Below are 24,866 nucleotides of genomic sequence, written 5' to 3' on the forward strand. Positions count from 1 at the left end.
TTAATTTTTCAATTAATTAACACAGGCACTTTAGCCAAAGAGTTTTCGTCTCACCACAGTACGGTACTCACTGGGCGTTTGTGATAACACTTTTTTAAAAACTCGGGTTAAATGACCTTGGTCATTATAGCCAACTTCCAGTGCCACTTCTTGAATCGATAAGTTTGATGAAGCAAGTAATTCTTTAGCTGCTTGTACGCGTAGCTGCTGCCAATACTCAACGGGCGTTTGGCTGGTGGCTTGGCGAAATCGCCGAGTGAAGGTGCGATAACTTAAGCTAAATTGTGCCGCAACTTCATGCAGAGTTAGCTCAGAGGTTAAATTGTTTTTTAACCAAAACTGGATCTGCGCGATAAGTTCATCAGGGTGTTTATCAACTGCGCCTTCTAGATAACGTTGATCTTCATAGGGCTTACGAATTTCATGGGAAAAGTTGCGCTCAACATGTTGTGCCGCTTCTCGGCCATAATATTGGCTGATAATATGAACTATCACGTCTGCAAGGGCATTTAAACTAGCAACTGTATACATGCGCTCAGATTGTGTGATGAAAAAGTCAGGTTTAAGCTGCACATTTGGGTAATCCCGCTTAAATTGCTCTGCATAATGCCAATGAGTCGTCGCAGGATGACCGTCCAATAACCCAGCCTCAGCAACTAAGCAGTTGCCGGTCCCCACACCAACAATATGGCTTCCTTGCTGCCAAGAATCACTAAGCCAGTGTATTAATTTCTGTTGTTTGCTCACTACTGGACGCGGGTTACGCCAAATACCAGGCACAATAATCAAGTCACTGGTGGGGGCTGTGACAGCTTCGCAGTCAGGCACAATAGCAAGGCCTGTACGATTGGGGATGGCATTTAAGTTACTTGCTACCAAGTTAATGTTTAACGGCCTGAATTCTTCTGATTGCGAATGGCTTTTAGCAAAAGCTTCGCCCGCTCTGAGCATTTCGATAGGCAGAGTTAAACTGGTTATTAGCAAGTGAGGATAAACCAATATACTAATTTCTATCGCTTTTGCTTGTTGAAGACTCGTCACTCAAATTGCTCCGACCAGTTGATTTTGGCTCATTATGCAGGTTATTTGGCTATTTAAGCATAAACTGTGCGGGTTAATCCATTTAAACTTGACTTAATTCTCGTAACACGTTTTCTCAAGGTTAATTATGACAGCATTACCCGTTATTGTTGGTATGGGTGGTATTAATGCCGCTGGCCGCACTTCTTTTCATCAAGGTTATCGTCGTATCGTGTTAGACAGCTTGGACGCTAAAGCCCGCCAAGAAACATTTTTAGGTTTAGCGACACTCATGAATTTAGTCACGCTGACTGACGGTGTTTTAAAAGATGTAGATGGAAACACTGTTAATGAAGCTGATATTGAAGCTCGATTCGGTGAGCAGGTTTTAGCTGGTACGCTTATTCGTAAAATTGAAAAAAATCATTTTGACGTTGACGCCACACCTTGGCAACAAAAAATGACGCTAACCGCATCAGATGAGCAACAGATTGTATTTGAAACGCGTCGTCGTGATTTACCAACGCCAGTACCTGAAAGTTGGTTAGTTGAAGACCTTAGCGATAAAAAAGTAAAAGTAACTATTAGTGCTGATATTGCAGTTAAACATGACAGCACTCGTGATAATCCTATTAAAGCAGCTGGTCAGTTACCAACAGGTTTTGAACCTGCAAATATGTACAACAGTCGTTATCAACCTAGAGGCCTTCAAGCAACTATTTTTGCCGCAACAGATGCAATTCGCTCAACAGGGCTTGATTGGCGGCATGTTATGAATAGCGTTGAACCTGATCAAATTGGCACTTATTCAGCCTCTGTTGTTGGACAAGTAGATGACGAAGGGTTAGGTGGTTTAATCCGCTCACGTCAGCAGGGCGACCGTGTAAGTACTAAGCAATTAGCACTTGGCTTAAATACTATGTCGACTGACTTCATTAACGCGTATGTGACGGGTAATGTCGGTACAACGTTTACCACATCAGGTGCGTGTGCGACATTTTTATATAACCTACGTGCTGCGGTAAATGATATTCAAGCGGGTCGTACTCGTGTCGCGATTGTGGCATCGGTTGAGTGTGCAATTACACCTGAAATTGTTGAAGGTTTTGGCAATATGAGTGCGCTTGCTAATGAAGAAGGGCTCAAGCGTTTAGATAACACAGAGGTGGTTGATCATCGCCGTACAAGCCGTCCATTTGGTGAGAACTGTGGCTTCACAATTGGTGAGGGAGCACAGGTTGTTATTTTGATGGATGATGCCCTTGCTTTAGAACTCGGTGCAGACATTCAAGGTTCCGTTGCTGATGTATTTGTTAATGCAGATGGTATTAAAAAATCAATCACCGCACCAGGTCCTGGTAATTATATTACGATGGCTAAATCCGTCGCGCTGGCTAGTAGTATTGTTGGCCAAGAAGCGGTGCAAAAACGTAGCTTTATTTTGGCGCATGGCTCAAGTACGCCACAAAACCGAGTTACAGAATCACTTATCTATCATAAGGTCGCAGAGACTTTCGCAATAGATAACTGGAAGGTTGCTGCGCCTAAAGCCTATGTTGGCCATACGATTGCTCCTGCTAGTGGTGACCAGTTGGCTATGGCATTGGGCGTGTTTAGTCACAATATTATGCCAGGTATCACGACAATTGATAAAGTCGCTGATGATGTGTATAGCGATCATTTAGATATCCGCACTGAGCATTACCAGTGTGGTGCAATGGATGTCGCCTTTATTAACTCAAAAGGGTTTGGTGGTAATAATGCGACAGCGACAGTGCTTTCACCTGCGGTTACATTAAAGATGTTAGCAAAGCGTCATGGTGTTGCGGCCATGGCGCAATATCAAGACCGTCATACTCAGGTTGCACAAGCACAAGCTGACTATCAACAACAAGCTGATTTAGGTGATTATGAGCTAATTTACCGTTTTGGTGATGGTTTGATTGATGAAAACGAGATTGTAATGAGTGCTGACTCAATGACAATCCCAGGTTTTGATAAATCAATTGCGTTATCAAAATCGAACCCGTATCAGGATATGTTTTAAGATCAAGACATGTTTAAGCACATTCTTGACAGCAAGGCGCTTCTATAGCGCCTTTTTTCTTATTTAAAGCGTTTAACATATCGTAAGGTTACAAAATTGATCAACGCCATTAAAAAAGCTATTTCATAGCGGCTAAACGCAACGGCAATGCCAATTAAACCCATGTTCCAAATACTGGCTGCAGTAGCCGTACCATAGGTTGAATTTTTATTCTTTAGAATTGCGCCACCACCAATAAAGCCTATACCGGTGATAATTCCTTCAAGTACTTTTGATTCAGCCTCTGAGCTTGTTAAAACTGACATGCCAACTAATGCATAGCCACAGGATGCCACTGCAACCAGTGGAAAAGTTCTTAAGCCAGCTCCGTTACTGGTCTTTTCTCGATCAAAGGCCATAGGTAAGGCAAGTAAATAGGCAATACCTAGGTGAATTAAATTATCAATGACTTCTTGCCAGTCTAAATTAAAGTCCATTTATCAATTCCTTAAATATACACTCTGTTTACATAGCAAGTTTAATACCTAGTCAATATTTATAGAAAAATAAGGTAATTAGGACATCTAGCCGAGTTTTAGCGGATCTTAATTGCTATAATTTTGCGAATTTTACCCAGTAACGTGTCAAATTTTCAGACTGAGTTTATTTGCACACCGTCATGCACTTTTTAAAAGTGTTCACTATGTAGGCTATAATTTGAAACATTCAATCACCATGCTAGAAAAAACAGCACTGACTATTTGTATTTTTATCGCACTCATTGCTGCGGCACAGCCTGAGCTGATGACGTTACATATACAGCCTATGGTTCAAGACGTCCTCTGCGTTCTAGGAAGTGGCTTTTTCCTGTTCGTGAACTTCTTATTATTTGCCGTTATCATTCTTTCATTTAGCCCCTTGGGGGGCCGAAAAATAGGCGGTGAGCATGCAAAAATTGAATATTCCAACTTTGGCTGGTTTGCCATGTTATTCGCAGCCGGAATGGGGTCAGGGCTGATCTTTTGGGGAGTTGCAGAGCCTGCAATGCATTTTATGAACCCTCCTTTAAAGCAAAGTCTATACCCTGACAGGTTAGCAAGTAGCCTTGCATTAACCCTTGTTAATTGGGGAGCTCATGCTTGGGCCTTGTATGCCGTTTTTGGCTTAGTGCTAGGTGGGTTGACGCAATACAGTGGTAACTCTGGAGATATATGTGCACCTGTTATGAGTGCGTTCGGAAATAAACTTAGCCTGCATAAAAAACGAGCAATGGCCTTTGCGATTAAACTAATTGCTGTTTTTGCTGTGTTCTTCGGCGTTGTTGGAACAATAGCAAACTCAACGTTACTTATTAGTAAGGGCGTTGAGGTTGAACTGGGTATTACATCACCTTTATTGATAGGCACAGTAATCGTAAGTGTATTATTTGTTATTTATACTTTATCAGCGAGGCTAGGCCTCAGAAGAGGGGTGCAATCGTTAAGTATCTTTAATGTCCTTTTAGCATTTTCATTATTGATTTGGCTGTTATTTATCGTGCCTGTTGCACCTATTGTGAAGATTGCACTAGATGGAACTGGTTATTATTTACAATTACTAGCTACAGGAACATGGCAGTTTGATAGTCAATTAAACACATCCACTTGGGCAACGCACTGGACATATAACTATTATTTTTGGTGGTTAGCTTGGGGGCCATTTGTAGGCGTATTTCTAGCCAACATTAGTCAAGGTAGAAAGGTATGGCAATTTATTTTGGCGGTTGTCGGTATTCCTACATGTGTCACGATTATATGGTTTTCTGTATTCTCTGGTGCTGCAATTGAGTGGGACAAACTAAACCAAGCCGGCATTTTATCAGCGATTAAGTATGACTACACTCAAGGGCTGTTTGTTTTTTTTAATCAGTTAGGCTGGCAAGGCGGCGTTTTGATATGGAGTAGCTTGTTATTGCTTTTGGTGTTTGTTGCGACCTCGGCGGACTCCGCTATTTTAGTGATTAGGCAGCTTGTTCAAAATCAGTTTAAAAATGAGAGCACACTATATGCATGGTGTTTGGCGTTATTTATGTGCAGTTTTGCATTGCTTTTACAACAAGATGAGCCTTTAAATCGAAGTATAGCGATTTTAGGGGCTTTGCCATTTTTAGCTGTATTTATTTTGCAATTAGCAGGGTTTTTAAAAGAGTTTGTTCGTGACTTGTGTGCATAATACGAACATTTTTTACAGTAAAATATAAGCAGAGCAATATACTTAAAGCATCATTATGAGTGTGGGGAAATTGAATCCCCACACTCACCAAAGAGCAATTAAAGATATTGCTTATGGAACACTAAGTGCTCATCGATAAAGCTACTAATAAAAAAGTAACTGTGATCATAGCCTGCGTGCATATTTATCTCAGCGGGGTAATCTTTTTCATTTACTACTGCAAATAAGTTTTCTGTTTTAAGCTGCTCTGTTAAAAAGTTATCAGCTTCGCCTTGATCAACGCGTATTGGCAGGTAATTATCAGCTTCTGCCTGCTTCATTAGTTCACAGGTATCGTATTTAAGCCAACTGCTTTTGTTACTACCTAAATAGTTAGTAAACGCCTTTTCACCCCATAGGCAGTTAATAGGGTTTACAATAGGGCTAAAGGCACTGGCACTCACATATTGCTCAGGGTTTCTAAGGGCAATCATCAATGCGCCGTGACCACCCATTGAGTGACCTGCAATGGCTTTTTTATCACTGACGGGGAAGTGCGCCTCAATAAGTGCTGGTAACTCAGAAACAACATAATCGTACATATTGTAATGCACGTTATAAGGGGCCTCTGTAGCGTTCACATAAAAACCTGCGCCTTGGCCAAAGTCGTAGTTTTCATCATCAGGCACATTATCACCACGAGGGCTCGTATCTGGTGCAACGATTGCAATACCTAGCTCAGCCGCTTTTTTGAAGGCACCTGCTTTTTGCATAAAGTTTTCATCAGTACAGGTTAAACCTGATAACCAATACATGACGGGTACTTTGTTAGTTTCACTGGCACCAGGCGGTAAAAATATTGCAAAACGCATAGCACAATGGGTACTGCTTGCTTGGTGTGTGTATTGTTTATGCCAGCCACCGCTGACTTTTGTTGAGCTTATGTTTTCTAGCATAACCACATCCTTGAAACGAAGACGCTTGAGGTTAACCAAGCGTCAGGTTTATAGATTAATAATGAATGACTGAGCGGATGCTCTTACCTTCGTGCATTAAGTCAAAGGCTTCATTGATATCTTCAAGTTTCATGGTGTGAGTGATGAAGTCGTTTAACGCAAACTCACCATTCATATAACGCTCAACAATTTCAGGTAACTCAGAACGGCCTTTAACGCCCCCAAATGCGCTACCACGCCATACACGGCCTGTTACAAGTTGGAATGGACGCGTTGAGATTTCTTGGCCAGCACCAGCTACACCAATGATGACTGATTCGCCCCAGCCTTTGTGACAACATTCAAGTGCAGAACGCATAACATCAACGTTACCAATACACTCAAATGAGAAATCAACACCACCGTCAGTCATTTCAACAATGACTTCTTGAATTGGTTTGTCGAAATCTTTCGGGTTTACTAGGTCTGTTGCCCCCAGTTTTGTTGCCAAATCAAATTTGCTAGTATTGATATCGATACCAATAATACGGCTTGCGCCAGCCATTTTCGCACCAATAATCGCTGATAAACCAATACCACCTAGGCCAAAAATAGCCACAGTGTCGCCTTTTTGTACTTTAGCTGTTTTCGTGACAGCACCCATGCCTGTGGTAACACCACAGCCAAGTAAACAAATCTCTTCAAGTGGCGCTTCTTTGCTTACTTTAGCAAGTGAAATCTCAGGTAATACTGTGTACTCAGAGAAGGTAGAACAACCCATATAATGATAAATCGGTTGACCATCTTTATAGAAACGAGTGGTGCCGTCTGGCATTAAACCTTTACCTTGTGTTTCACGCACTGCAGAGCATAGGTTGGTTTTACCTGATTTACACATCTTACATTCACCACACTCGGCAGTGTAAAGAGGAATTACGTGATCGCCTACTTCTACATGTGTCACACCTTCACCCACAGCTTCAACAATACCGCCACCTTCATGGCCAAGGATTGCTGGGAAAATACCTTCAGGGTCTTCACCAGATAAAGTAAATGCATCTGTATGGCAAACACCAGTAGCAACAATCTTTACAAGCACTTCGCCTTTTTTTGGCATCATTACATCCACTTCTTCGATTGATAGTGGTTGATTTGGACCCCAAGCGATAGCCGCTTTTGATTTAATAAAATCAGTCATAACGTTCCCTTATAGTTGTTGGAAGTAAGTAATAAACCTAGTCTATTTTATTTATTTCTAAATGAATGATAATCTCAGTTTTATTAAAACACTTTTACAATATGGTAATAATGAATCGTTGGCATGGAATCGATGAGTTTTTAGCGGTAGCAGAAACGGGTAGTTTTACTAGGGCAAGTAAAATGCTCGGTATGTCGGTAGCACACGTGAGTCGGTATGTAAGTCAATTAGAGGAGCGTTTAAATACACAGCTGTTGACGAGAACGACCCGCAAAGTTGTGTTAACCAAAGAAGGTGAAATATTTGCTCACCAAACAAAACAACTTCAGCATGCAATGGATGATGCGACGGCACTGCTTGCTGAGCAGCAATTGACACCTAAAGGCACTATAAAGCTCACTGCTCCTGTAATGTATGGAGAAAGCTATATTATGCCTGCGGTGCATTCGTTTATGCAAAAGCACCCTGAGATTGAAGTTATCAGCCATTTAAGTAATGAGCAAGTGAATCTACTCGAAGAGGGGTATGATCTCGCTATTCGGCTTGGTCATTTAAAAGATTCATCACTAAAAGCAAGGCGCATTAATCAGCGCAGGCTAGTTATTTGTTGTAGCCCTGAATATATAAACAATTTTGGGCAACCACACAGTGTGAGTGAGTTACATCATCATCATTGTTTAATTGGTAATAACAGCTATTGGCGGGTAAAAGAACAAAACCAAGATAAACACATAAAAGTAGCAGGGCGCTTACAATGTAACAGTGGTTGGGCATTGGTCGATGCTGCAATTAAAGGGTTAGGTATTGTGCAACTGCCAGACTATTATGTAAATGAGCACTTAAATACGGGGAACCTAGTTGCTGTGTTATCGAATGTTGCGCCTGCACCTGAAGGTGTATGGGGGGTGTATCCACCAAGACAGTTTATTGCAACGAATGTAAAAGCATTACTTGATCATCTTGTTGAGAGTGTTCAAGTATCGGATTTATAATTATTTTTTACAATTTCTCGCATCCCATCATGGCTAAATATATGCTAACATGAGCGCATATTTAGCCCTTGGATTACCCATAAATTATTATGTTTCAACCTGTTAGCCTTTTTATAGGGCTGAGATATAGTCGCTCTTCAAAGGGTAATGCCTTTATCTCATTTATTTCATTTTTTTCTATTGCAGGCATCGCTATTGGCCTGATGGCTCTTTTTACCGTTAGCTCGGTAATGAATGGTTTCGAGAATAATCTAAAAACCAATATGCTAGGGCTAATTCCTCATATTGAAGTAGAAGGGGATTCTCATTCAAAAGAGGCAATGGCGACCCTTAAAACTCAGCTTACAAACTCTCAAGATGTAAAACAAGTCAACCTATACCGTCATGGTGAAGCCATTTTACAAACAAATAAAGACTTACATGGTGTGTTGTTACAAGGGCTTTATGATGATGGAAACTCACTTTATCAGATTAAAGATAAAATTGTCGTGGGTGATTGGTCATTGGTTATGGATAAACAGTACCATATTGCTATAAGTCGTTATTTAAGTCGCAAGCTGGGTATCTCCATTGGTGATAAAGTACGAGTTATTATGCCAAATGCAAGCGCGTATACCCCCTTGGGCAGGGTGCCAAGTCAACGCTTATTTACGGTCGCAGCTTTATACGAAACGCAATCTGAAATAGATACCTCTTTAGCCTTCACCAGTGGTTACTCATTACAACGAGTTTTAAAAATAGCATCATCAGCAGCACCTAATTTAAGTGTATCCTTGTATGAGCCTTTTGCTGTTGAGGATGTTTTACAATCACACAGTCAGATGTTAGCTGGGTTTAAGTATTCAGATTGGCGAGACACGCAAGGAACCCTTTTTGCCGCTGTTGCAATGGAAAAAAGAATCATGTCAATGCTATTGGGACTGATTGTTTTAGTTGCCGTATTTAATATTGTCTCAGCGTTGACCATGATGGTGAGCGAAAAGCAAAGTGAAGTCGCAATTTTACAAACACTCGGTTTAACGCCCAAGCAAGTACAACATGTATTTATGATACAAGGCTTGTATAACGGTTTTATCGGTACCAGTATCGGTGCTTTACTTGGGGTGTTGTTAAGTAGCAATATCAATGAGTTATTGAATATGTTAGGCATCAATTTATTAGCAGGTGTAAGCTTACCCGTTAAATTTGATGTTATGAGTTTGAGCCTAATTGCCGCAGGGAGTATTGCGATGAGCTTTTTAGCCACTTTGTATCCTGCCCGAAAAGCTGCAAAAGTGAATCCAGCAGAGGTATTACGTTATGAGTGATTTAGTCATCAATTGTCAGCAGCTGAACAAAGTTTATCAAGATGGCGATAACCAAGTCGAGGTATTAAAAGGGGTTGAGCTGACACTTAAACAGGGTGAAATGTTGGCCATTGTTGGCAGCTCTGGCTCTGGTAAAAGTACTTTATTGCACATTTTAGGAACCCTCGATAATGCAACAAACGGCACAGTCGAAATTAAAGGAAAGCAAGTTGGAAAGCTAAACCGCAAACAACAAGCTAACTTTCGCAACGAAAATCTTGGTTTTATTTACCAATTCCATCATTTGTTAATGGAATTCACTGCGATTGAAAATGTTGCTATGCCATTGCTTATAAAAGGCTTAAGTGCAATTGAAGCGAACAAAAAAGCATTAATTATGCTTGATAAAGTAGGTCTTTCTCATCGCAGTGAGCATAAACCTTCAGCGTTATCAGGCGGTGAGCGTCAACGTGTTGCCATTGCAAGGGCCTTAGTTACTGAGCCTGCGTTAGTACTTGCAGACGAACCAACAGGTAATTTAGACAAACAAAATGCAATAAAAATTTATGACTTAATTAAAGAGTTAAATAGCAGTCTCAAAACAAGCTTTGTTGTGGTCACGCATGATTTAGAGCTTGCAGATAAGCTGGGAAAAATTGCTTATTTAGATGATGGTAAGCTTGCAATTAAAGAGTCTCAAAATGTTGCTTAGTGCCTTTATTTCAAAACGTTTTCGCGCACACAGTGGTCATAAAGATGGTCAAAATGGTTTTGTGAGTTTTATAGCAAAGGCTTCGACCATAGGTATTCTATTAGGTGTTGCTGTGCTTATTGTTGCGCTATCGGTTATTAATGGCTTTGAGCAGCAATTGGTGCATAGATTATTGTCTGTTGTGCCACAAGTTGAATATGTAGCCCCTAATAAACCGATAAATGATTGGCAAAATAAAGTCAAATTACTTCATGAGCAAAATGGCGTTGCTGGTGCAGCGCCTTTTATTAGTGTAAGTGGTATGGCACAGTTTAAAAATGAACTGAAGGCGGTTGAGGTACGCGGAGTTGAAGCCGATTTAGAGAACCAAGTTTCTGCGCTTAATCAGTTTACTCAGGGCCGTTTAGTAAGCCAACTACAGCAAGAAGATGTCATCTTAGGTCAACAAATCGTCAATAAGCTTGGCCTAGAAATTGGCGACCCTGTTACGTTATTGATCCCACAGATTAATCAACAAACGAGTAAGTTACTCTCACCAAAGCGGGTGAGTTTAAAGCTCGTGGGTATTGTTAATATGGGCGGGCCTATTGATGAAACAGCTGCTTATATAAGATTAGATAAAGCACAAGCTGTGCTGGGTTTTACTAAAAACCAAGTAACAGGGCTTAGGTTAAAAGTGGATGATGTTTTTGCAGCACATCAAACGGCGATGCGGGTCGGGCAAGTTATCCCCGACTATGTGTATGTGTCTAGTTGGTTTAGAACACAAGGCAGTTTGTATCAGGATATTCAAATGGTTCGCACGATTGTTTATATCGTGGTGTTTTTAATTATTGCTGTTGCCAGCTTTAATATTGTTTCATCCTTGGTGATGGAAGTGCGCGAGAAACAGGCAAACATTGCTATCTTAAAAACCATGGGTGCACAAGATAGTACAATTTTGGCAACTTTTGTTATGCAAGGCTTTACTCAAGCCCTAATTGGTGTGCTGTTAGGTACTGTTATTGGTGTTATGGTGGCACTTAATATAAGTGAGCTGTTTACTTGGTTAAGCAACCTAGCTGGTGATAACCCGTTGCAAGGTGTTTATTTTGTTGAGTTTCTACCGAGTAAGTTAGTTTGGCAAGATATTGTTGTTACAGTTTTTGTTACTTTTATTTTGGCTATACTAGCAACACTTTACCCAGCATGGCAGGCAACAAGAATTGACCCTGCAAAGGTGTTAGGTAACTAAAAGTGTGAATAAAGCTTAAATGCTCGCAAACACTTGCACCCTAGTATATTAAGCCTTAAAGTGTCCTAAATGTAGTAAAAGAGTAACCAATATGGAACAAAAACAAGCTAAGCCACTGACAGAAGAAGAGCAAGCACAAGCACACAAGCAAAGTATTATGTGGCAACGAGAATGTTTCCAGAACGCGCAAAAGCATTTAGCTGAAAAAGGTGTGATCCCGCAAACAGTCATTGAAAAAGAAAGCCGCTTTATTGCGCCACTAGTTGCTGTTTGGAAATTCAAAGCTCAAAATGGTAAAAGCTACTGGGTGGTGACGGGTCGTTTACCAACGGATCACGCCGAAGCGAGCGCAGCGAAAGATGCACGTGAAGCTTTACGCTTTTTTTCGATGCAATGGCAGCTTAAAGCAGACCAACTTATGCAATCAGGCGCAGTTGATAAAACAAAAGTTGATTTTGCAAACCTGTTGATAAATCGTGCACACGGTTTGTATGAATTATTTGAAAAAGATGATATGTGGCAAAATGAGCCAGCATAAACTGAGTTTACTGTAAAAAGCTGAATATAATTATTCAGCTTTTTATTTTGTATCGTTAATGCACCAAGGTGAATGGCCGCGTATCAAATTGTTTGATAGGGCAAAGCATTCGCTGTCTTGGAATACCAGCTTCCATGAACACTAAGCCATCTGCAGCAAAACCATTTTGTTTAAACCTGTCTACTTCGTTCAAAATGCAATTGATACTGACACAGTCGCACCCTTGTTTTTCAGCCATTTTAACTAAATAAGTTAATAGTGATTTATAGACAGAACGATTACGATGCTCAGGCAAGACAGCAATACGGCCTATGAGACCATCGTTACATAAACGCCCTGTAGCAACAGGGCATTTACCATCTTTTGTAACCAATACGTGGTGTGCTGTTTGATCAAGATGATCAAACTCTATGTGTTTCGGAATGTGTAATTCATATACAAACACACGTTCCCTGATTTTTTGTAAGAGTTCCTTGTCGATACTCCATTCAACTTCATCGATATGATAGCCCATAAACACACGCTCCTAACAAAACCAAATACCCTCATTTAAAAGTGTAGTAAAGGTTTTCAAGAAAATGTGATTATTTTTTGAACTATTTATGTCAGTAGCTGTCAAGCATGTGTGATCGGTAAGCTTTTTGATAAGTTCAAGTTCTTCTATATCATGCATATAGTTAACACCATTGATGCTTAATAGAACTTGTTCATCAATTATTTGGTAAATTGCCCGAGTGCCGCCTAAACGCTCAAAAATAACGTCGTCATCACTTAGAAGCGTAAGTACATCATCTAATGTATAAGGCTCCTCTAATGGTGCTAAATCCATTTCATGCTTTGGCTGGCTCATACTGTTGCCAAGCCAGGTCTTAAATACTGCGTCATCATTAATCGCAGCAATCATTAATTGCTTTACTTTTTCAGCTTCAGTTTGGTCAAGTTCACCTTTTGATGAGCGTAATTTAAGCTCTGCATCACTGTATCGTTGATTGCCAAGTTCAGTGTCAATCAAGTGATCAGCAAATTGTGATAATAAATCACGCTGATTAGGTGCTCTAAAACCAACAGAGTAATTAAGTGCATTCTCAACTGCATAGCCTTCATGTGGGCAACCCGGCGGGATATACAGAATATCACCGGGCTCTAACACGCAATCGATAACCGCAGGAAATTGCTCAACTTGCAACAGACTTTTATTTTGCGCAAATTGTTTTAAATTCGCATCAGGCATACCAACTCGCCAGTGGCGTTTACCTTCACCCTGTATAATAAACACATCGTATTGATCTAAATGCGGGCCTACACCACCACCTGGGGTTGAGTAGCTGATCATCAAGTCATCGATACGCCAATTTGGAATAAAGCGAAATGGTTCCAGTAGCTGCGCAGCATCGTTATGCCAATGGTCAACTGCTTGCACGAGTAATGTTGAGTGCTTTTCAGTTAGCAAGCTAAAGTCTTCGAATGGGCCATGATATGCTTGCCAATCATCTGAGTGATTGGTCACAATACGTGATTCAATGCTTTCTTCCATGGCTAGACCGGCCAATTCTTCGGGCTCTATAGGATCAGCAAAATCTTTGAAGCCTTGCTTAATAAGTAATGGTTTTTTTTGCCAATACTCAGCTAAAAATTGCTCTTGGGTTAATGAATTGATGGTTAATTGATACATAACATGACCTAAGCGAATTGATATAAAAAAAGCGAAAGGAAGGCCTTTCGCTTTTTTAACTCTTAATTTGAATTTAAGCTAAGTTGTCGATGAACTCAACAGCACGACCAATGTAATTAGCCGGTGTTAATTTTTTCATTTCTACTTTTGCTTCTTCAGGTAACTCAAGACCATCGATGAAATCAGCCATGATTTCTTGGTTTACGCGTTTACCACGAGTAAGGTCTTTAAGTTTTTCATATGGCTTTTCGATACCATATTTACGCATTACCGTTTGGATAGGCTCTGCGAGTAATTCCCAGTTTTGATCTAGCTCTTCTAGTAAACGCGCTTCGTTTACTTCAAGCTTGCTCACACCTTTTAATGTCGCTTGGTAAGCGATAAGTGTGTAGCCCATACCCACACCTAGGTTACGTAACACTGTTGAGTCAGTTAAGTCACGCTGCCAGCGAGATACCGGTAGTTTTTGCGCAAGATGAGTAAAGATAGCGTTAGCAATACCTAAGTTACCTTCAGAGTTTTCAAAATCAATCGGGTTTACTTTGTGAGGCATGGTTGATGAACCAATCTCACCTGCGATTGTTTTTTGTTTGAAGTGGTTAAGTGCAATATAGCCCCAAACGTCACGGTCAAAATCAAGTAATACAGTATTAAAACGTGCAACTGCATCGAATAACTCTGCAATGTAATCGTGTGGCTCGATTTGTGTTGTGAACGGGTTAAATGTTAAACCTAGGCTTGTTACGAATTGCTCAGCGTGGCTGTGCCAATCGTAATCTGGGTACGCGCTAAGGTGAGCGTTGTAGTTACCTACAGCACCGTTGATTTTACCTAACATTTCTACATTAGCAATTTGGTCACGTTGACGCTTTAAGCGCATGTAGACGTTTGCAAACTCTTTACCCATTGTAGAAGGAGTAGCTGGCTGACCATGTGTGCGAGTCATCATTGCAACTGACTTGTATTCAACCGCTTTTTCTTTTAGTGCATTTAGAAGTTGGTCACAGTATGGAAGTAATACTTTGTCACGCGCTTCTGTCAGCATTAAACCGTGAGACAGGTTATTGATATCTTCTGAAGTACATGCAAAGTGAATGAATTCGTTTACTGCGTTAAGCTCTGCGTTGTCTGCTACTTTTTCTTTAAGTAGGTATTCAACCGCTTTTACGTCATGGTTCGTTGTGCGCTCGATCTCTTTAACGCGTGCTGCATCAGCTTCACTAAAGTTATCAACAATGGCATTAAGTAAAGCATTAGCCTCGTCGCTAAATGCCGGTACTTCTTTGATTGCGCTAGCTGCAGATAAAGCTTGTAACCAACGAACTTCAACAGTTACACGGTATTTGATTAAACCAAATTCGCTGAAAATGCTGCGTAGTTCCGTGGTCTTGCTGCCGTAGCGACCATCTACCGGAGAGATAGCGGTTAACGCTGAAAGCTCCATAATGACTCCTAAATTGTTTAGTTTGAACGATAATTAAATATACTGTTTAGCAATAGCGAGAATTTTTCTCTTCGAAAAGAAAAAGTGACGGCGTTTACCGCCCATTTGTCGCCATAACACGGCACTACGAATTCCGGCTAAAAGTAAAGCGCGGATTTTGTTTTGCGTGAGTTGCTGCTTTAATAACTCTGGCTTGCCGTACACTTGAATACGATGCCCAAGGGGGCTTAGCACCGATGAGTAAATATCGGCAAGCGCTGCGACCACAGTATCATCTGTGATAGCAAAATGGTCGAGGCGACGCTTAACATCATCAATGCGACGACCTAATTCATTTAAACTGTTTTGTTTTGAACTTAATGCGCGCTCTAACTGCATTAAGCCACCTACATATTTTACGATTTCAACGTCTTTGTCAGAGCCAGCTGAAAGCTGGGCGATTAAAACACGGTAACCGTCACGTAAATTATGTTTACCCTGATATACATCTTCAGGGCTATTAGGTGATGTCTCAACAATACAGTTTAGTAATTTTTCTAATTCGTGATCACTGCCTTGGCCATATTGCGCAACTTTTTGTACTTGTTTGGCAACTTGGCACATGGCGGCTAAAGCCATGACTTGGTGTTCTGTCATTATTTGATCACCGAATCAATGATACCACCACCTAAACAGACCTCGTCAGCGTAAAATACGGCTGATTGACCTGGTGTAACTGCTTTTTGTGGCTCATCAAATAATACGCGTGCCATACCATCTTCACCAACGAGTAAAGTACAGTTGATGTCTTCTTGGCGATAACGGGTTTTAACAGTACAGCGTGTGGTGCCTTTAGGGCCTTCGCGGTCGACCCAGTGAAGTTGATTTGCATTTAAGCCATTGCTGTATAGGCGAGGGTGGTCTTTACCTTGACCAACCACTAATACGTTACGATCAACGTCTTTATCAACCACGTACCAAGGTTCACCCGAACCTTCTTTCATGCCGCCAATTAATAGACCTTTACGTTGACCAAGGGTGTGGTACATCAAGCCTTCGTGATCACCCACTTCATTGCCATCGGTATCTTCAATTTTACCTGGCTGTGCTGGTAAGAATTTTTGTAAGAAGTCTTTAAACTTACGCTCACCAATAAAACAAATACCGGTACTGTCTTTTTTATCGTGCGTAATTAAATCTTGTTCTTCAGCTATGCGGCGAACTTCAGGTTTGGCAATATCGCCAACAGGGAACAGTGTTTGCGCAATATGTTCATGGCTTAACGTGTATAAGAAATAACTTTGATCTTTGTTGTCATCAAGACCACGACACATGACATATTTATCGTCACGTTTTTCGCGGCGTACATAGTGACCTGTGGCAATGTAATCAGCACCCAAAGCCTCTGCTGCAAATTCTAAGAAAGCTTTGAATTTGATTTCTTTATTACACATGATGTCTGGGTTTGGCGTACGGCCTGCTTTATACTCTGCTAAAAAGTACTCAAATACATTGTCCCAGTATTCGGCTGCAAAATTTACAGTGTGAAGCTCAATATCAAGCTTGTCGCACACAGCTTGTGCGTCTTTAAGGTCTTCAGCCGCAGCGCAATATTCATCATTATCGTCTTCTTCCCAGTTTTTCATGAACAGGCCTTCAACTTGATAGCCTTGTTGCTTTAATAAATATGCTGATACAGAAGAATCCACACCGCCGGACATACCCACGATGACTTTAATGTGACTATTTTCGCTCATAATATTCGCTGTCATTTTTTAACTGCTATGGAAAGGCCGGCATTATAGCATGCTTTTAGACGCCCAAACCAGCCAAAATCACAGTCGTTATTGGTAAATCAAACTCAGTGGGTAGGCGTTGCCAGCTAAATGATCTTCTATGCATTTTAAAACAAGCGGGCTTCTAAGCGGTAGGCTTTTAATTTGTTCAATGCTAAACCAATCTGCGCTGATGATGTCATCATCTTGGGGGGAGGGTACAAATAGCTCTGGGCAAATAAAAGCAAAGCTAAAACGCATATAGTGAACGCCATTAGCGGCATGCAAATTATAAATGCCAACAAGATGGTTGGCATTAAGGTTAATGCCCGTTTCTTCAATAAGTTCACGACGAGCAGCTTCAGCTAGGGTTTCATTAGCCTCTAAATGACCAGCAGGTTGGTTATAACAAATTTGGCCGGTGTATTTATCACGTTCTTTAACAAGTAAAAATTTGTCTTGGTAAGTCACGATAGCCGCAACAGTGACATTTGGTTTATGCATCAGGGTTGTTCACTACTTTAAACTGGCCCGTATCTAAATTATCAAGGGTATATTTACCTATGCTGTAACGAATTAATCGCAAAGTGGGGAAGCCAACATGCGCAGTCATCCGGCGAACTTGGCGATTACGTCCTTCAGTGATAGAGATTTCTAACCAACTGGTTGGAATATTTTTGCGCTCGCGAACGGGTGGTGTACGCGGCCAAATTGACGGCTCGTCAATACGTTTGACCTTGGCGGGCTTGGTCATGCCATCTTTAAGTTCTACGCCTTTGTTAAGGGCAAAGAGTGCCTCATCACTCACATCACCTTCTACTTGCACCCAATATGTTTTAGCTGTTTTTTTATTGGGTTCAGTAAGTGTGTGTTGTAACTTACCGCAGTTTGTAAGAAGTAAGAGTCCTTCGCTGTCTCTGTCTAGGCGTCCTGCTGCATACACGTCTTTAATATTAATAAAGTCGGCAAGTGTTTTGCGGTTTTGGTCATCAGTAAATTGACAAAGTACATCAAATGGTTTGTTAAACAGCACCACTTTGCGTTGTTCTGGGCTAATTGCTTTTTTTACTTCTCGTTTTTGTGTAGATCTAGAGTATGTTCGGCCACTGCTGCGACGCGGTTTATTTTTTGGTTTATTTACCATTAAATGCACCTAGCCGGTTTAGGTAAACCTGCAATTTTAGTTGCTTGCTTTGCAGGGCCTTTTGGAAACAGTTTGTATAAATACATACTGTTACCTTTTTCTTCACCTAGCTTTTGAGCCATTGCTTTTACCAGCATACGAATAGCGGGGCTGGTGTTGTATTCCAGATAAAAATCACGCACAAAATGCACCACTTCCCAGTGCTGTTCACTTAAAGTAATGTTTTCTTGCTCGGCAATAATAGGCGCAAGTTCTTCGCTCCAATCATTTGAATCAAGCAAATAACCTTGTTTATCCGTTTCTATTTGTTTGTTATTAAATTCAAGCATGATTTACCAAGTAATCGTGTTTTGAGCTGATAATGTGAGTTCTACAAATTCAGCATAGCTAATGTGAATATCACTTTCGTTTAGTGAGATGGCGCGTGCAATGGCATCTTCTTCCAATAAGTGCAGGGTAGCAGAAAATTGTTTAAATTGGTTGATGTTATAACAAGCATCACCAACCAAAAGTACAGCGTGGTTGCTATCAATCAAATTCTCAAGTGTATTAATGCAGTAATGCGATAAAGGTTTTGAAAAAATATGTAAGGTACTCATAGAGTCACCACTTGATGCTGTTGAGTTATTAGAGCACGCTGCTGTTCAAAGTTAGCAACTTTAACGTCAATAATGAGATTTTCCTTAGTTAAATTAAAATCCATAAGCGACTTCTCGCACACATATATGTTTTCAACATCATATAATTCAAGCGTTTTTACCATTTTAAAATAATTTTTAATACCTAACAGTTCAGGTTGTTGGTTTTTTTTAAGTGCCAGCACAGCATCCGCACTCAATAGCCAACTGATATTCTGATCAATAGCAGCGAAGATAAGTGCCATGTCGAGCGATTCCCGAATGTGTTGGTCGTCAAATGGAGCATGTTGACTTATAACTAAAACATTTTTCATTTAAATTGCACCCATTTATCTGCTTCACTGGCTAGCATTGCAAACTCAGCAAGCCCCGCAACGGTAAAAACACCCGTGTCTTGTGTGTCTAAACCGCGTTTTTCGGCTGCTGTAACGCATAACAATAGAGGAATTTCTTTTGCCGATAACTCTTGCCAAAGTTGCTTTACAGGTAGTTCATCGCTGGCAAGCTCTAAATGATTGCTCGCATGGAAAATCCCTGCTTGATATAAGAAAATAGCTGAAATGGTGTGGCCGCCTGCAATACAAGCTTCAGCAAACTTAATTAAGCGCTGTGTTGTATCATGATCAGTCGGTGCGGTATGAAGAGATAGTACAAATTGTGCCAAAACGCATCCAATAAAAAAGCCCCTAGAAAGGGGCTATTTTATCAGATAAATATCTATTTAGTCATCACTTGCGCCAAGTAGGTGTAGAAGTGATGTAAATAAGTTATATACATTCAAGTAAAGGGCAACAGTTGCGCGAATGTAGTTAGTTTCGCCACCGTTAATAATGCGGCTTGTGTCAAAGAGGATTAAGCCAGACATAATTAATACCACAGCAGCATTGATAACCATAAAGGTAACAGAGCTACCGATGAATAGGTTTACTAAACTGGCAATGATAACAACGATTAGACCAACTGTTAAAAAGCCACCCATGAATGAGAAGTCTTTTTTAGTCGTCAGTGCATAGGCTGATAGACCAAAGAAAATCAACGCGGTTGAACCAAGAGCCTGCATAATAAGTAATGGGCCGTTTGGCATTGCTGCATAGTAATTTAAAATAGGACCAAGGCCTGCGCCCATAAGCCCTGTAAATACGAATACCCAAGCGACACCAGAGGCTGAGTCAGCTTTTTTGTTGACTACAAAAAGTACACCAAATGCAATAAGGCTGAATACCAGACCCATGAAGTAAGGTAAATTCATCGCCATTGAAATACCGGCTGTCACTGCACTGAATGCTAATGTCATGGCCAGTAAGAAATAAGTATTTTTAAGTACTTTGTTAGTTTCAATGGTCGACATAACCGGTTTAGCGGTATTGTACGAGTGATTAAACGCCATTGTAGAGCTCCTTTAAATGAACTATTTAGTTCGTTAGTTCCAATTATTAAACTAAAACTAAGACTACCAAGAGTTATATATTTGGGCAAACCTTTGTAGTTCAATAGACACGATAAATAATTGAAAAGTTCAATGTTGTGCATAATCTAAACGTTGCTGTACTAATGCTGAGCAAATTAATTGTTTTTTAATCACTTGAGCATTTTTTTTGAAAAAAAGCTTCACAAAGCGCATTGGCTTATCTATTATGCACGCCGTCGGAGAGATGGCAGAGTGGTCGAATGCACCGGTCTTGAAAACCGGCAGGGGTTTGTAGCCCCTCTAGGGTTCAAATCCCTATCTCTCCACCATTATTACTAAGTTACTTGCATTAGCGAGTAGCTATTTCGCATTCGGAGAGATGGCAGAGTGGTCGAATGCACCGGTCTTGAAAACCGGCAGGGGTTTGTAGCCCCTCTAGGGTTCAAATCCCTATCTCTCCACCATCATTAAAGCCGCTGAATATTTCAGCGGCTTTTTTGTGTCTAATCCTTTCTCATCTTTAGTACGACTATTGTCGATATTTCGGATTTTCTCTAGTTAGTCCATGCTTATTACTTCTCGTATTATCTTTGTTAAAGTAGGAAATTTAATGAAACATCGTATAGCAAAGAGTGTAGGACTATCTTTATTATCGCCTGTGATCATTGGTTGTATCTTAGGCCTGTATTATGCGTTTACCTTAGAAGGAAATGGCTTGAGTATTTTCCTGAACCTTTTAGTGAGCGCCATCTCCAATGCCCACATTGTTGGCTTAACAATGGCGGCTTTTGTCGTACCCGGTTACTTACTTATGTATAAGTACGCGAAAGTGAACTATTCAGGTGTTTTAACTCTGGGTTTATTGGGAGGTGCTATTTTTAGTTACTTGCTTAGTGCCACCGCTGGCACGGCATTTATTGTGAATGCTCTTATGTCTGCATTAGCTGCAGGTTTATTCTTATTTGGATTAAGACAGGGCTTAGCAGTTCAAACTCCCCATCAATAGCAGAATATTTAATCAAGCTGACTGAAATTGAGGGCAAAATGTTTTTTTTTGCCTTTAAAAGGTTTCATTTATTGCCCACAAAGAGTACCTTTAGCTACTGTATGTTTAATAAGAAGTAGTTTGGTATGTCGAAGCAAAAATTTTACCAGTCGTTAGTTAAACAAACTGAATCGCTAATTAATGGTGAGTCAAATGTTATAGCGAATATGGCAAATATTAGTGCGCTTTTATTTACCTCGTTAGAGGATATAAACTGGGCGGGTTTCTATTTAATGGATTCGCCAGATGAGTTAGTACTTGGTCCGTTTCAAGGCAATCCAGCCTGTATTCGTATTCCTGTAGGCAAAGGGGTATGTGGTACGGCTGCTAAGACACAAGAAACACAATTAGTGGAAGATGTTCATGCATTTGCCGGTCATATAGCTTGTGATGCTGCATCTAACTCTGAAATTGTGGTGCCCATTTTCAAAGATGGTAAAGTTTTTGCTGTACTTGATATTGATAGTCCAAGTGTTGGGCGTTTCGATATAGAAGACCGCACAGGCCTAGAAGCACTTGTAAAATGCTTTGAGGCAAACCTGTAATGAAAGATCTGCTAAACGTGCAAGATTACCTTTTTTCCATTCAAGATGTTGGTGATTGGGAAGGAGAAGAAGAAGTTGTAGCCGAAAGGCTCAATGAGTTGATTCATATTGCTTGGGATCGTCTCCCTGACGACCTCGACTGCGAATCGATTGATGAAATTATAAATGGTATTTGGGAACACCTTCGAGGGGAGCTTGCACTTTTAGAGGCCGAATTCGAAGAGTTGACCGACTGGGTAACACACTATGTCGATTCATCACTTGATGAAAAGATGTAATAAAAGGTTCTAACATGGAAACCACAAACAAGCTAAAAGATATTAATGAAGTACTGGATTTCTTATACCAAGAATTTCCGCAATGTTTTAAACAAAAAGACGGCATTCAGCCGCTTAAAGTCGGTATCTTTAAAGATATCGCTGAGCGCATTGAAGGTTCTGAGAAAGTAAGTAAAACTCAGGTTCGTCAAGCACTTAGAAAGTATACCTCAAATTGGCGCTATTTAGAGGCAGTGACTAAGTCTGAGTTTCGTATCGATCTTGATGGTAATCAAGATGAAAAAGTGGAACAAGAACACATTGAGCACGCCCAAAAAGCACTTGAAGAAAGCCGCGCCAAAATGGCTAAGCGTAAAAAGCAGCAACGCCCTCGTAAAGATTCTGACACAAAATCTTACAAAAAGAACGCTGCTCAAAATGCCAAATCTGCTGATAAAGGCGCTAGAGTAGGTAATAAGCCTGCAAAAGCTGCACCTGCTAAACGTTCAGGAAAAGTTGAACCTTTACCTGCCTCTGAGGTCAAGGTTAATAGCAAAGTGAAAGTTAAACTTGGCCAAGCCCTTGTAAATGCTGTTATAACAGAAGTGAACAAAGATGAAGTTCATGTTGAGTTAGTAACAGGGATGCAAGTTAAGACCAAAGCAGACAGCCTGTATATCATTTAATAGCTGTAAAAAGAAAGGAGTTGTGTATGAGTAAAAAGTTTACGCTCATTCCGTTAGTCGCTGCCCTGTTTTCAGGCTCATTATTGGCCGCTGCAGATAATTTAACTGAAGATGATTTGCCAGTACTCAAGCAAGAAAGTCAGCATAGTACAGCAAGCAAACGGGTGACAAACTTATTTACTCGTGCACACTATAAACCAATACGTTTTAACGATAGCTTATCTGAAAAAGTTTTCGAACGTTATATTGAGTCTCTTGACTATAATAAGAGTGTCTTTTTAGCCTCAGATATTGCTTCTTTTGAGCAATACAAAGATCAGTTTGATAATGCATTGTCGACAGGCAAACTTGGTTTTGCATTTGATATTTTTAACCTGAGCCTCAAACGTCGTTTTGAACGTTACGACTATTCTTTATCGCTTCTAGAAAAGGAAATGAAGTTTGATAAAGAAGATGAGTACGTGTTTGACCGTGAAGATGCTAATTGGGCTACAAGCCAAGCTGAACTTGATGAACTTTGGCGTCAACGCGTTAAATATGATGCGTTACGTTTAAAAATGACGGGTAAAGATTGGCAAGGAATTAAAGACGTTCTTACCAAGCGTTACCACAATGCGCAAAAACGCTTAGTGCAAACAAATAGTGAAGATGCTTTCCAAATCGTGATGAATTCATTTGCACGTAGCATCGAAGCACATACTTCTTACTTATCTCCACGTCGTGCTGAACAGTTTAAGATGGATATGGACCTTGAACTGGAAGGTATAGGTGCCGTTCTTAGCTATGATGAAGATTACACGGTTATTCGTAGTTTAGTGCCAGGAGGCCCTGCGGATAAATCAGAACAAATCAAAGCCGATGACCGAATTATTGGTGTAGCTCAAGATGGCGAAGAGTTTGTTGATGTGATTGGTTGGCGTCTTGATGACGTGGTTGACTTAATCAAAGGCCCTAAAGGGACTAAAGTTCGTTTGCAATATTTAAAAGGTGCAGACGCCCACGGTACACCTAAAGTTGTTGAGATTACGCGTGATAAAATTCGCCTTGAAGACCGCGCAGCTAAATCAGAAGTATTTGAAGCTAAATATTCAGACTTAACCAGTAAAATTGGTGTGATTGAAATACCAGGTTTCTACAATAACTTATCGCAAGACGTAAAAGTTGAAATAGCTAAGTTAAAAGAAGCTAAGGTTGATGGTATTATCATCGATTTGCGTCAAAACGGTGGTGGTTCTTTATACGAAGCAACTCAGTTGTCAGGTTTATTTATTGATCAAGGACCTGTGGTACAAATCCACACTTTAAATAATCGAATTGAAGAGCAAAAAGACCGCGATGGTGTCACTTTCTATGATGGTCCATTAACCGTTTTAGTTGACCGTTACAGCGCTTCAGCATCTGAAATATTCGCAGCTGCAATGCAAGACTACGGTCGTGCAATTGTCATTGGTGAGCAAACCTTTGGTAAAGGTACAGTACAACAGCACAAACCACTTGGTCGTGCTTATGACTTATATGATCACCCATTAGGTAGCGTACAGTACACAATTGCTAAATTCTATCGTATTAATGGTGGTAGTACTCAGCATAAAGGTGTGATACCCGATGTATCATTCCCATCGGCAATCGACCCAGCTGATTGGGGCGAAAGCCAGCAAGACAACGCGTTACCGTGGGATAGTATCATTCGTGCTAAATACAACTCTGTTGATAACCTAGAGCCTGCAATTGCGTATGTGAATAAGTTACATGATACACGTATTGCAAGCGAGCCAGAGTTTGGTTACGTATTTGATGACATTAAGCGTTACCAACAAGAGAAAGATCGTAAAACAATTTCACTTGTTGAAGCCGCGCGTATTAAAGAGAAAGATGAAGGTGAAGAGCGAGCACTTGAGCGTGCTAATGAACGTTTAGTTCGTCTAGGTGAAAAGCCGGTAGAAAACTTAGACGATTTACCTGACATCTTAGATGATCTTGACCCATTTTTGGAAGAAGCGGCATTAATCACGCAAGATTACATCAAGTACGGCCGTATCGCGAAAAAATAAATACTTACTTATGATTAATAAAAAGGCGCTTAGGCGCCTTTTTTGCTACCTAAAACAGGTCAGCTTGTTATAATTGGCCAATCTGGCTGTC

Annotated in this window: 28 protein-coding genes and 2 tRNA genes; 14 read left to right on the forward strand and 16 right to left on the reverse strand. The window is 40.5% G+C overall.

All coding sequences use genetic code 11. The features are described 5' to 3' along the window. Positions 1-30 precede the first annotated feature (30 nt). A complete protein-coding gene (locus tag L3Q70_RS07640) occupies positions 31-1,041 on the reverse strand; it encodes a helix-turn-helix domain-containing protein (RefSeq protein ID WP_062568953.1) in 1,011 nt (336 codons plus the stop codon). A 127-nt stretch (positions 1,042-1,168) separates the two neighbouring features. On the opposite strand from L3Q70_RS07640, the gene L3Q70_RS07645 reads away from it, so the two are divergent. After that, positions 1,169-3,067, forward strand: a complete 1,899-nt coding sequence (locus tag L3Q70_RS07645) for a beta-ketoacyl synthase (RefSeq protein ID WP_237115171.1) — start codon at positions 1,169-1,171, stop codon at positions 3,065-3,067. Between the two features lie 59 nt (positions 3,068-3,126). Here the strand turns inward: L3Q70_RS07645 and L3Q70_RS07650 are convergent, their stop codons facing one another. Then, entirely contained in the window at positions 3,127-3,543 is a 417-nt protein-coding gene (locus L3Q70_RS07650) for an MgtC/SapB family protein (protein ID WP_062568955.1), read from the reverse strand. A 220-nt stretch (positions 3,544-3,763) separates the two neighbouring features. On the opposite strand from L3Q70_RS07650, the gene L3Q70_RS07655 reads away from it, so the two are divergent. Further along, the gene (locus L3Q70_RS07655) at positions 3,764-5,257 is read left to right on the forward strand and encodes a BCCT family transporter (protein WP_237115172.1); all 1,494 of its coding nucleotides are present in this window, start codon (positions 3,764-3,766) and stop codon (positions 5,255-5,257) included. A 98-nt stretch (positions 5,258-5,355) separates the two neighbouring features. Here L3Q70_RS07655 and fghA read toward each other — a convergent pair whose 3' ends face one another. Both fghA and L3Q70_RS07665 read right to left on the reverse strand, forming a co-directional pair. Further along, positions 5,356-6,192, reverse strand: coding sequence for an S-formylglutathione hydrolase (fghA, locus tag L3Q70_RS07660; protein WP_237115173.1), 837 nt, complete (start codon positions 6,190-6,192; stop codon positions 5,356-5,358). Positions 6,193-6,247: 55 nt separating this feature from the next. Beyond that, positions 6,248-7,369 (reverse strand): S-(hydroxymethyl)glutathione dehydrogenase/class III alcohol dehydrogenase, encoded by a 1,122-nt coding sequence (locus L3Q70_RS07665; RefSeq protein WP_062568960.1) that lies wholly within the window; start codon positions 7,367-7,369, stop codon positions 6,248-6,250. Positions 7,370-7,479: 110 nt separating this feature from the next. On the opposite strand from L3Q70_RS07665, the gene L3Q70_RS07670 reads away from it, so the two are divergent. The 5 genes from L3Q70_RS07670 to L3Q70_RS07690 all read left to right on the forward strand — a co-directional run bounded on the left by L3Q70_RS07670 (position 7,480) and on the right by L3Q70_RS07690 (position 12,131). Continuing rightward, positions 7,480-8,361 carry a LysR family transcriptional regulator gene (locus tag L3Q70_RS07670; RefSeq protein ID WP_237115174.1) on the forward strand — a complete coding sequence of 294 codons (882 nt, stop codon included), beginning with the start codon at positions 7,480-7,482 and terminating at the stop codon, positions 8,359-8,361. An 89-nt stretch (positions 8,362-8,450) separates the two neighbouring features. Continuing rightward, on the forward strand, positions 8,451-9,668 hold the full coding sequence (locus tag L3Q70_RS07675; RefSeq protein WP_237115175.1) for a lipoprotein-releasing ABC transporter permease subunit: 1,218 nt from the start codon (positions 8,451-8,453) through the stop codon (positions 9,666-9,668). Continuing rightward, entirely contained in the window at positions 9,661-10,359 is a 699-nt protein-coding gene (lolD, locus tag L3Q70_RS07680; RefSeq protein WP_237115176.1) for a lipoprotein-releasing ABC transporter ATP-binding protein LolD, read from the forward strand. Before L3Q70_RS07675 ends, lolD begins: the two co-directional genes overlap by 8 nt. After that, positions 10,349-11,593 (forward strand): lipoprotein-releasing ABC transporter permease subunit, encoded by a 1,245-nt coding sequence (locus L3Q70_RS07685; RefSeq protein ID WP_237115177.1) that lies wholly within the window; start codon positions 10,349-10,351, stop codon positions 11,591-11,593. Before lolD ends, L3Q70_RS07685 begins: the two co-directional genes overlap by 11 nt. 91 nt (positions 11,594-11,684) lie before the next feature. Continuing rightward, the gene (locus L3Q70_RS07690; protein WP_062568965.1) at positions 11,685-12,131 is read left to right on the forward strand and encodes a DUF4826 family protein; all 447 of its coding nucleotides are present in this window, start codon (positions 11,685-11,687) and stop codon (positions 12,129-12,131) included. Between the two features lie 55 nt (positions 12,132-12,186). On the opposite strand, the gene L3Q70_RS07695 is transcribed toward L3Q70_RS07690, so the two are convergent. The 12 genes from L3Q70_RS07695 to L3Q70_RS07750 all read right to left on the reverse strand — a co-directional run bounded on the left by L3Q70_RS07695 (position 12,187) and on the right by L3Q70_RS07750 (position 20,170). Then, the gene (locus L3Q70_RS07695) at positions 12,187-12,645 is read right to left on the reverse strand and encodes a GNAT family N-acetyltransferase (protein ID WP_237115178.1); all 459 of its coding nucleotides are present in this window, start codon (positions 12,643-12,645) and stop codon (positions 12,187-12,189) included. Positions 12,646-12,657: 12 nt separating this feature from the next. Further along, on the reverse strand, positions 12,658-13,803 hold the full coding sequence (locus L3Q70_RS07700; RefSeq protein WP_237115179.1) for a cupin domain-containing protein: 1,146 nt from the start codon (positions 13,801-13,803) through the stop codon (positions 12,658-12,660). A 73-nt stretch (positions 13,804-13,876) separates the two neighbouring features. After that, positions 13,877-15,247, reverse strand: coding sequence for an adenylosuccinate lyase (gene purB, locus L3Q70_RS07705; RefSeq protein WP_193988751.1), 1,371 nt, complete (start codon positions 15,245-15,247; stop codon positions 13,877-13,879). A gap of 33 nt (positions 15,248-15,280) precedes the next feature. Then, positions 15,281-15,883 (reverse strand): high frequency lysogenization protein HflD, encoded by a 603-nt coding sequence (gene hflD, locus L3Q70_RS07710; RefSeq protein WP_062568969.1) that lies wholly within the window; start codon positions 15,881-15,883, stop codon positions 15,281-15,283. Continuing rightward, positions 15,883-16,983 carry a tRNA 2-thiouridine(34) synthase MnmA gene (gene mnmA / locus L3Q70_RS07715; RefSeq protein ID WP_062569399.1) on the reverse strand — a complete coding sequence of 367 codons (1,101 nt, stop codon included), beginning with the start codon at positions 16,981-16,983 and terminating at the stop codon, positions 15,883-15,885. The genes hflD and mnmA overlap by 1 nt, the downstream gene beginning before the upstream one ends. A gap of 87 nt (positions 16,984-17,070) precedes the next feature. Further along, positions 17,071-17,505, reverse strand: a complete 435-nt coding sequence (locus L3Q70_RS07720) for an NUDIX hydrolase (protein ID WP_237115180.1) — start codon at positions 17,503-17,505, stop codon at positions 17,071-17,073. After that, a complete protein-coding gene (locus L3Q70_RS07725; protein ID WP_193988754.1) occupies positions 17,498-18,145 on the reverse strand; it encodes an rRNA large subunit pseudouridine synthase E in 648 nt (215 codons plus the stop codon). Before L3Q70_RS07725 ends, L3Q70_RS07720 begins: the two co-directional genes overlap by 8 nt. After that, positions 18,145-18,474, reverse strand: coding sequence for a sulfurtransferase TusE (gene tusE, locus L3Q70_RS07730; RefSeq protein ID WP_237115181.1), 330 nt, complete (start codon positions 18,472-18,474; stop codon positions 18,145-18,147). The genes L3Q70_RS07725 and tusE overlap by 1 nt, the downstream gene beginning before the upstream one ends. A gap of 3 nt (positions 18,475-18,477) precedes the next feature. Next, positions 18,478-18,744, reverse strand: coding sequence for a DsrH/TusB family sulfur metabolism protein (locus L3Q70_RS07735; protein WP_193988756.1), 267 nt, complete (start codon positions 18,742-18,744; stop codon positions 18,478-18,480). Further along, positions 18,741-19,097: a sulfurtransferase complex subunit TusC gene (tusC, locus tag L3Q70_RS07740; protein ID WP_237115182.1), complete on the reverse strand. Its 357-nt coding sequence runs from the start codon at positions 19,095-19,097 to the stop codon at positions 18,741-18,743. Before tusC ends, L3Q70_RS07735 begins: the two co-directional genes overlap by 4 nt. Continuing rightward, positions 19,094-19,447: a sulfurtransferase complex subunit TusD gene (gene tusD, locus L3Q70_RS07745; RefSeq protein ID WP_062568975.1), complete on the reverse strand. Its 354-nt coding sequence runs from the start codon at positions 19,445-19,447 to the stop codon at positions 19,094-19,096. Before tusD ends, tusC begins: the two co-directional genes overlap by 4 nt. 57 nt (positions 19,448-19,504) lie before the next feature. Further along, the gene (locus tag L3Q70_RS07750) at positions 19,505-20,170 is read right to left on the reverse strand and encodes a Bax inhibitor-1/YccA family protein (protein ID WP_062568976.1); all 666 of its coding nucleotides are present in this window, start codon (positions 20,168-20,170) and stop codon (positions 19,505-19,507) included. Positions 20,171-20,429: 259 nt separating this feature from the next. On the opposite strand from L3Q70_RS07750, the gene L3Q70_RS07755 reads away from it, so the two are divergent. From L3Q70_RS07755 to prc, 7 genes are all read left to right on the forward strand, one after another. Further along, positions 20,430-20,520 (forward strand) — tRNA-Ser (locus L3Q70_RS07755). Positions 20,521-20,564: 44 nt separating this feature from the next. Continuing rightward, positions 20,565-20,655, forward strand: a tRNA-Ser gene (locus L3Q70_RS07760). A gap of 146 nt (positions 20,656-20,801) precedes the next feature. Next, positions 20,802-21,197 (forward strand): hypothetical protein, encoded by a 396-nt coding sequence (locus L3Q70_RS07765; protein ID WP_062568977.1) that lies wholly within the window; start codon positions 20,802-20,804, stop codon positions 21,195-21,197. 125 nt (positions 21,198-21,322) lie between these two features. Then, positions 21,323-21,781, forward strand: coding sequence for a GAF domain-containing protein (locus L3Q70_RS07770; RefSeq protein ID WP_062568978.1), 459 nt, complete (start codon positions 21,323-21,325; stop codon positions 21,779-21,781). Next, positions 21,781-22,059: a hypothetical protein gene (locus tag L3Q70_RS07775; RefSeq protein ID WP_062568979.1), complete on the forward strand. Its 279-nt coding sequence runs from the start codon at positions 21,781-21,783 to the stop codon at positions 22,057-22,059. The genes L3Q70_RS07770 and L3Q70_RS07775 overlap by 1 nt, the downstream gene beginning before the upstream one ends. 14 nt (positions 22,060-22,073) lie before the next feature. Next, entirely contained in the window at positions 22,074-22,724 is a 651-nt protein-coding gene (gene proQ / locus L3Q70_RS07780) for an RNA chaperone ProQ (RefSeq protein WP_062568980.1), read from the forward strand. Positions 22,725-22,750: 26 nt separating this feature from the next. Then, positions 22,751-24,775 (forward strand): carboxy terminal-processing peptidase, encoded by a 2,025-nt coding sequence (gene prc, locus L3Q70_RS07785; protein ID WP_062568981.1) that lies wholly within the window; start codon positions 22,751-22,753, stop codon positions 24,773-24,775. Positions 24,776-24,866: the final 91 nt, after the last annotated feature.

Origin of the sequence: Pseudoalteromonas sp. CF6-2, assembly GCF_021729425.1 — a bacterium.
Classification (GTDB): domain Bacteria; phylum Pseudomonadota; class Gammaproteobacteria; order Enterobacterales; family Alteromonadaceae; genus Pseudoalteromonas; species Pseudoalteromonas arabiensis.

Coding starts and splice junctions, on each gene's coding strand:
- L3Q70_RS07645 (WP_237115171.1), top strand. CDS start 1,169: ATGACAGCATTACCCGTTATTGTTGGTATGGGTGGTATTAATGCCGCT.
- L3Q70_RS07650 (WP_062568955.1), bottom strand. CDS start 3,543: ATGGACTTTAATTTAGACTGGCAAGAAGTCATTGATAATTTAATTCAC.
- fghA (WP_237115173.1), bottom strand. CDS start 6,192: ATGCTAGAAAACATAAGCTCAACAAAAGTCAGCGGTGGCTGGCATAAA.
- L3Q70_RS07665 (WP_062568960.1), bottom strand. CDS start 7,369: ATGACTGATTTTATTAAATCAAAAGCGGCTATCGCTTGGGGTCCAAAT.
- L3Q70_RS07670 (WP_237115174.1), top strand. CDS start 7,480: ATGAATCGTTGGCATGGAATCGATGAGTTTTTAGCGGTAGCAGAAACG.
- L3Q70_RS07675 (WP_237115175.1), top strand. CDS start 8,451: ATGTTTCAACCTGTTAGCCTTTTTATAGGGCTGAGATATAGTCGCTCT.
- lolD (WP_237115176.1), top strand. CDS start 9,661: ATGAGTGATTTAGTCATCAATTGTCAGCAGCTGAACAAAGTTTATCAA.
- L3Q70_RS07685 (WP_237115177.1), top strand. CDS start 10,349: ATGTTGCTTAGTGCCTTTATTTCAAAACGTTTTCGCGCACACAGTGGT.
- L3Q70_RS07690 (WP_062568965.1), top strand. CDS start 11,685: ATGGAACAAAAACAAGCTAAGCCACTGACAGAAGAAGAGCAAGCACAA.
- L3Q70_RS07695 (WP_237115178.1), bottom strand. CDS start 12,645: ATGGGCTATCATATCGATGAAGTTGAATGGAGTATCGACAAGGAACTC.
- L3Q70_RS07700 (WP_237115179.1), bottom strand. CDS start 13,803: ATGTATCAATTAACCATCAATTCATTAACCCAAGAGCAATTTTTAGCT.
- purB (WP_193988751.1), bottom strand. CDS start 15,247: ATGGAGCTTTCAGCGTTAACCGCTATCTCTCCGGTAGATGGTCGCTAC.
- hflD (WP_062568969.1), bottom strand. CDS start 15,883: ATGACAGAACACCAAGTCATGGCTTTAGCCGCCATGTGCCAAGTTGCC.
- mnmA (WP_062569399.1), bottom strand. CDS start 16,983: ATGAGCGAAAATAGTCACATTAAAGTCATCGTGGGTATGTCCGGCGGT.
- L3Q70_RS07720 (WP_237115180.1), bottom strand. CDS start 17,505: ATGCATAAACCAAATGTCACTGTTGCGGCTATCGTGACTTACCAAGAC.
- L3Q70_RS07725 (WP_193988754.1), bottom strand. CDS start 18,145: ATGGTAAATAAACCAAAAAATAAACCGCGTCGCAGCAGTGGCCGAACA.
- tusE (WP_237115181.1), bottom strand. CDS start 18,474: ATGCTTGAATTTAATAACAAACAAATAGAAACGGATAAACAAGGTTAT.
- L3Q70_RS07735 (WP_193988756.1), bottom strand. CDS start 18,744: ATGAGTACCTTACATATTTTTTCAAAACCTTTATCGCATTACTGCATT.
- tusC (WP_237115182.1), bottom strand. CDS start 19,097: ATGAAAAATGTTTTAGTTATAAGTCAACATGCTCCATTTGACGACCAA.
- L3Q70_RS07750 (WP_062568976.1), bottom strand. CDS start 20,170: ATGGCGTTTAATCACTCGTACAATACCGCTAAACCGGTTATGTCGACC.
- L3Q70_RS07765 (WP_062568977.1), top strand. CDS start 20,802: ATGAAACATCGTATAGCAAAGAGTGTAGGACTATCTTTATTATCGCCT.
- L3Q70_RS07770 (WP_062568978.1), top strand. CDS start 21,323: ATGTCGAAGCAAAAATTTTACCAGTCGTTAGTTAAACAAACTGAATCG.
- L3Q70_RS07775 (WP_062568979.1), top strand. CDS start 21,781: ATGAAAGATCTGCTAAACGTGCAAGATTACCTTTTTTCCATTCAAGAT.
- proQ (WP_062568980.1), top strand. CDS start 22,074: ATGGAAACCACAAACAAGCTAAAAGATATTAATGAAGTACTGGATTTC.
- prc (WP_062568981.1), top strand. CDS start 22,751: ATGAGTAAAAAGTTTACGCTCATTCCGTTAGTCGCTGCCCTGTTTTCA.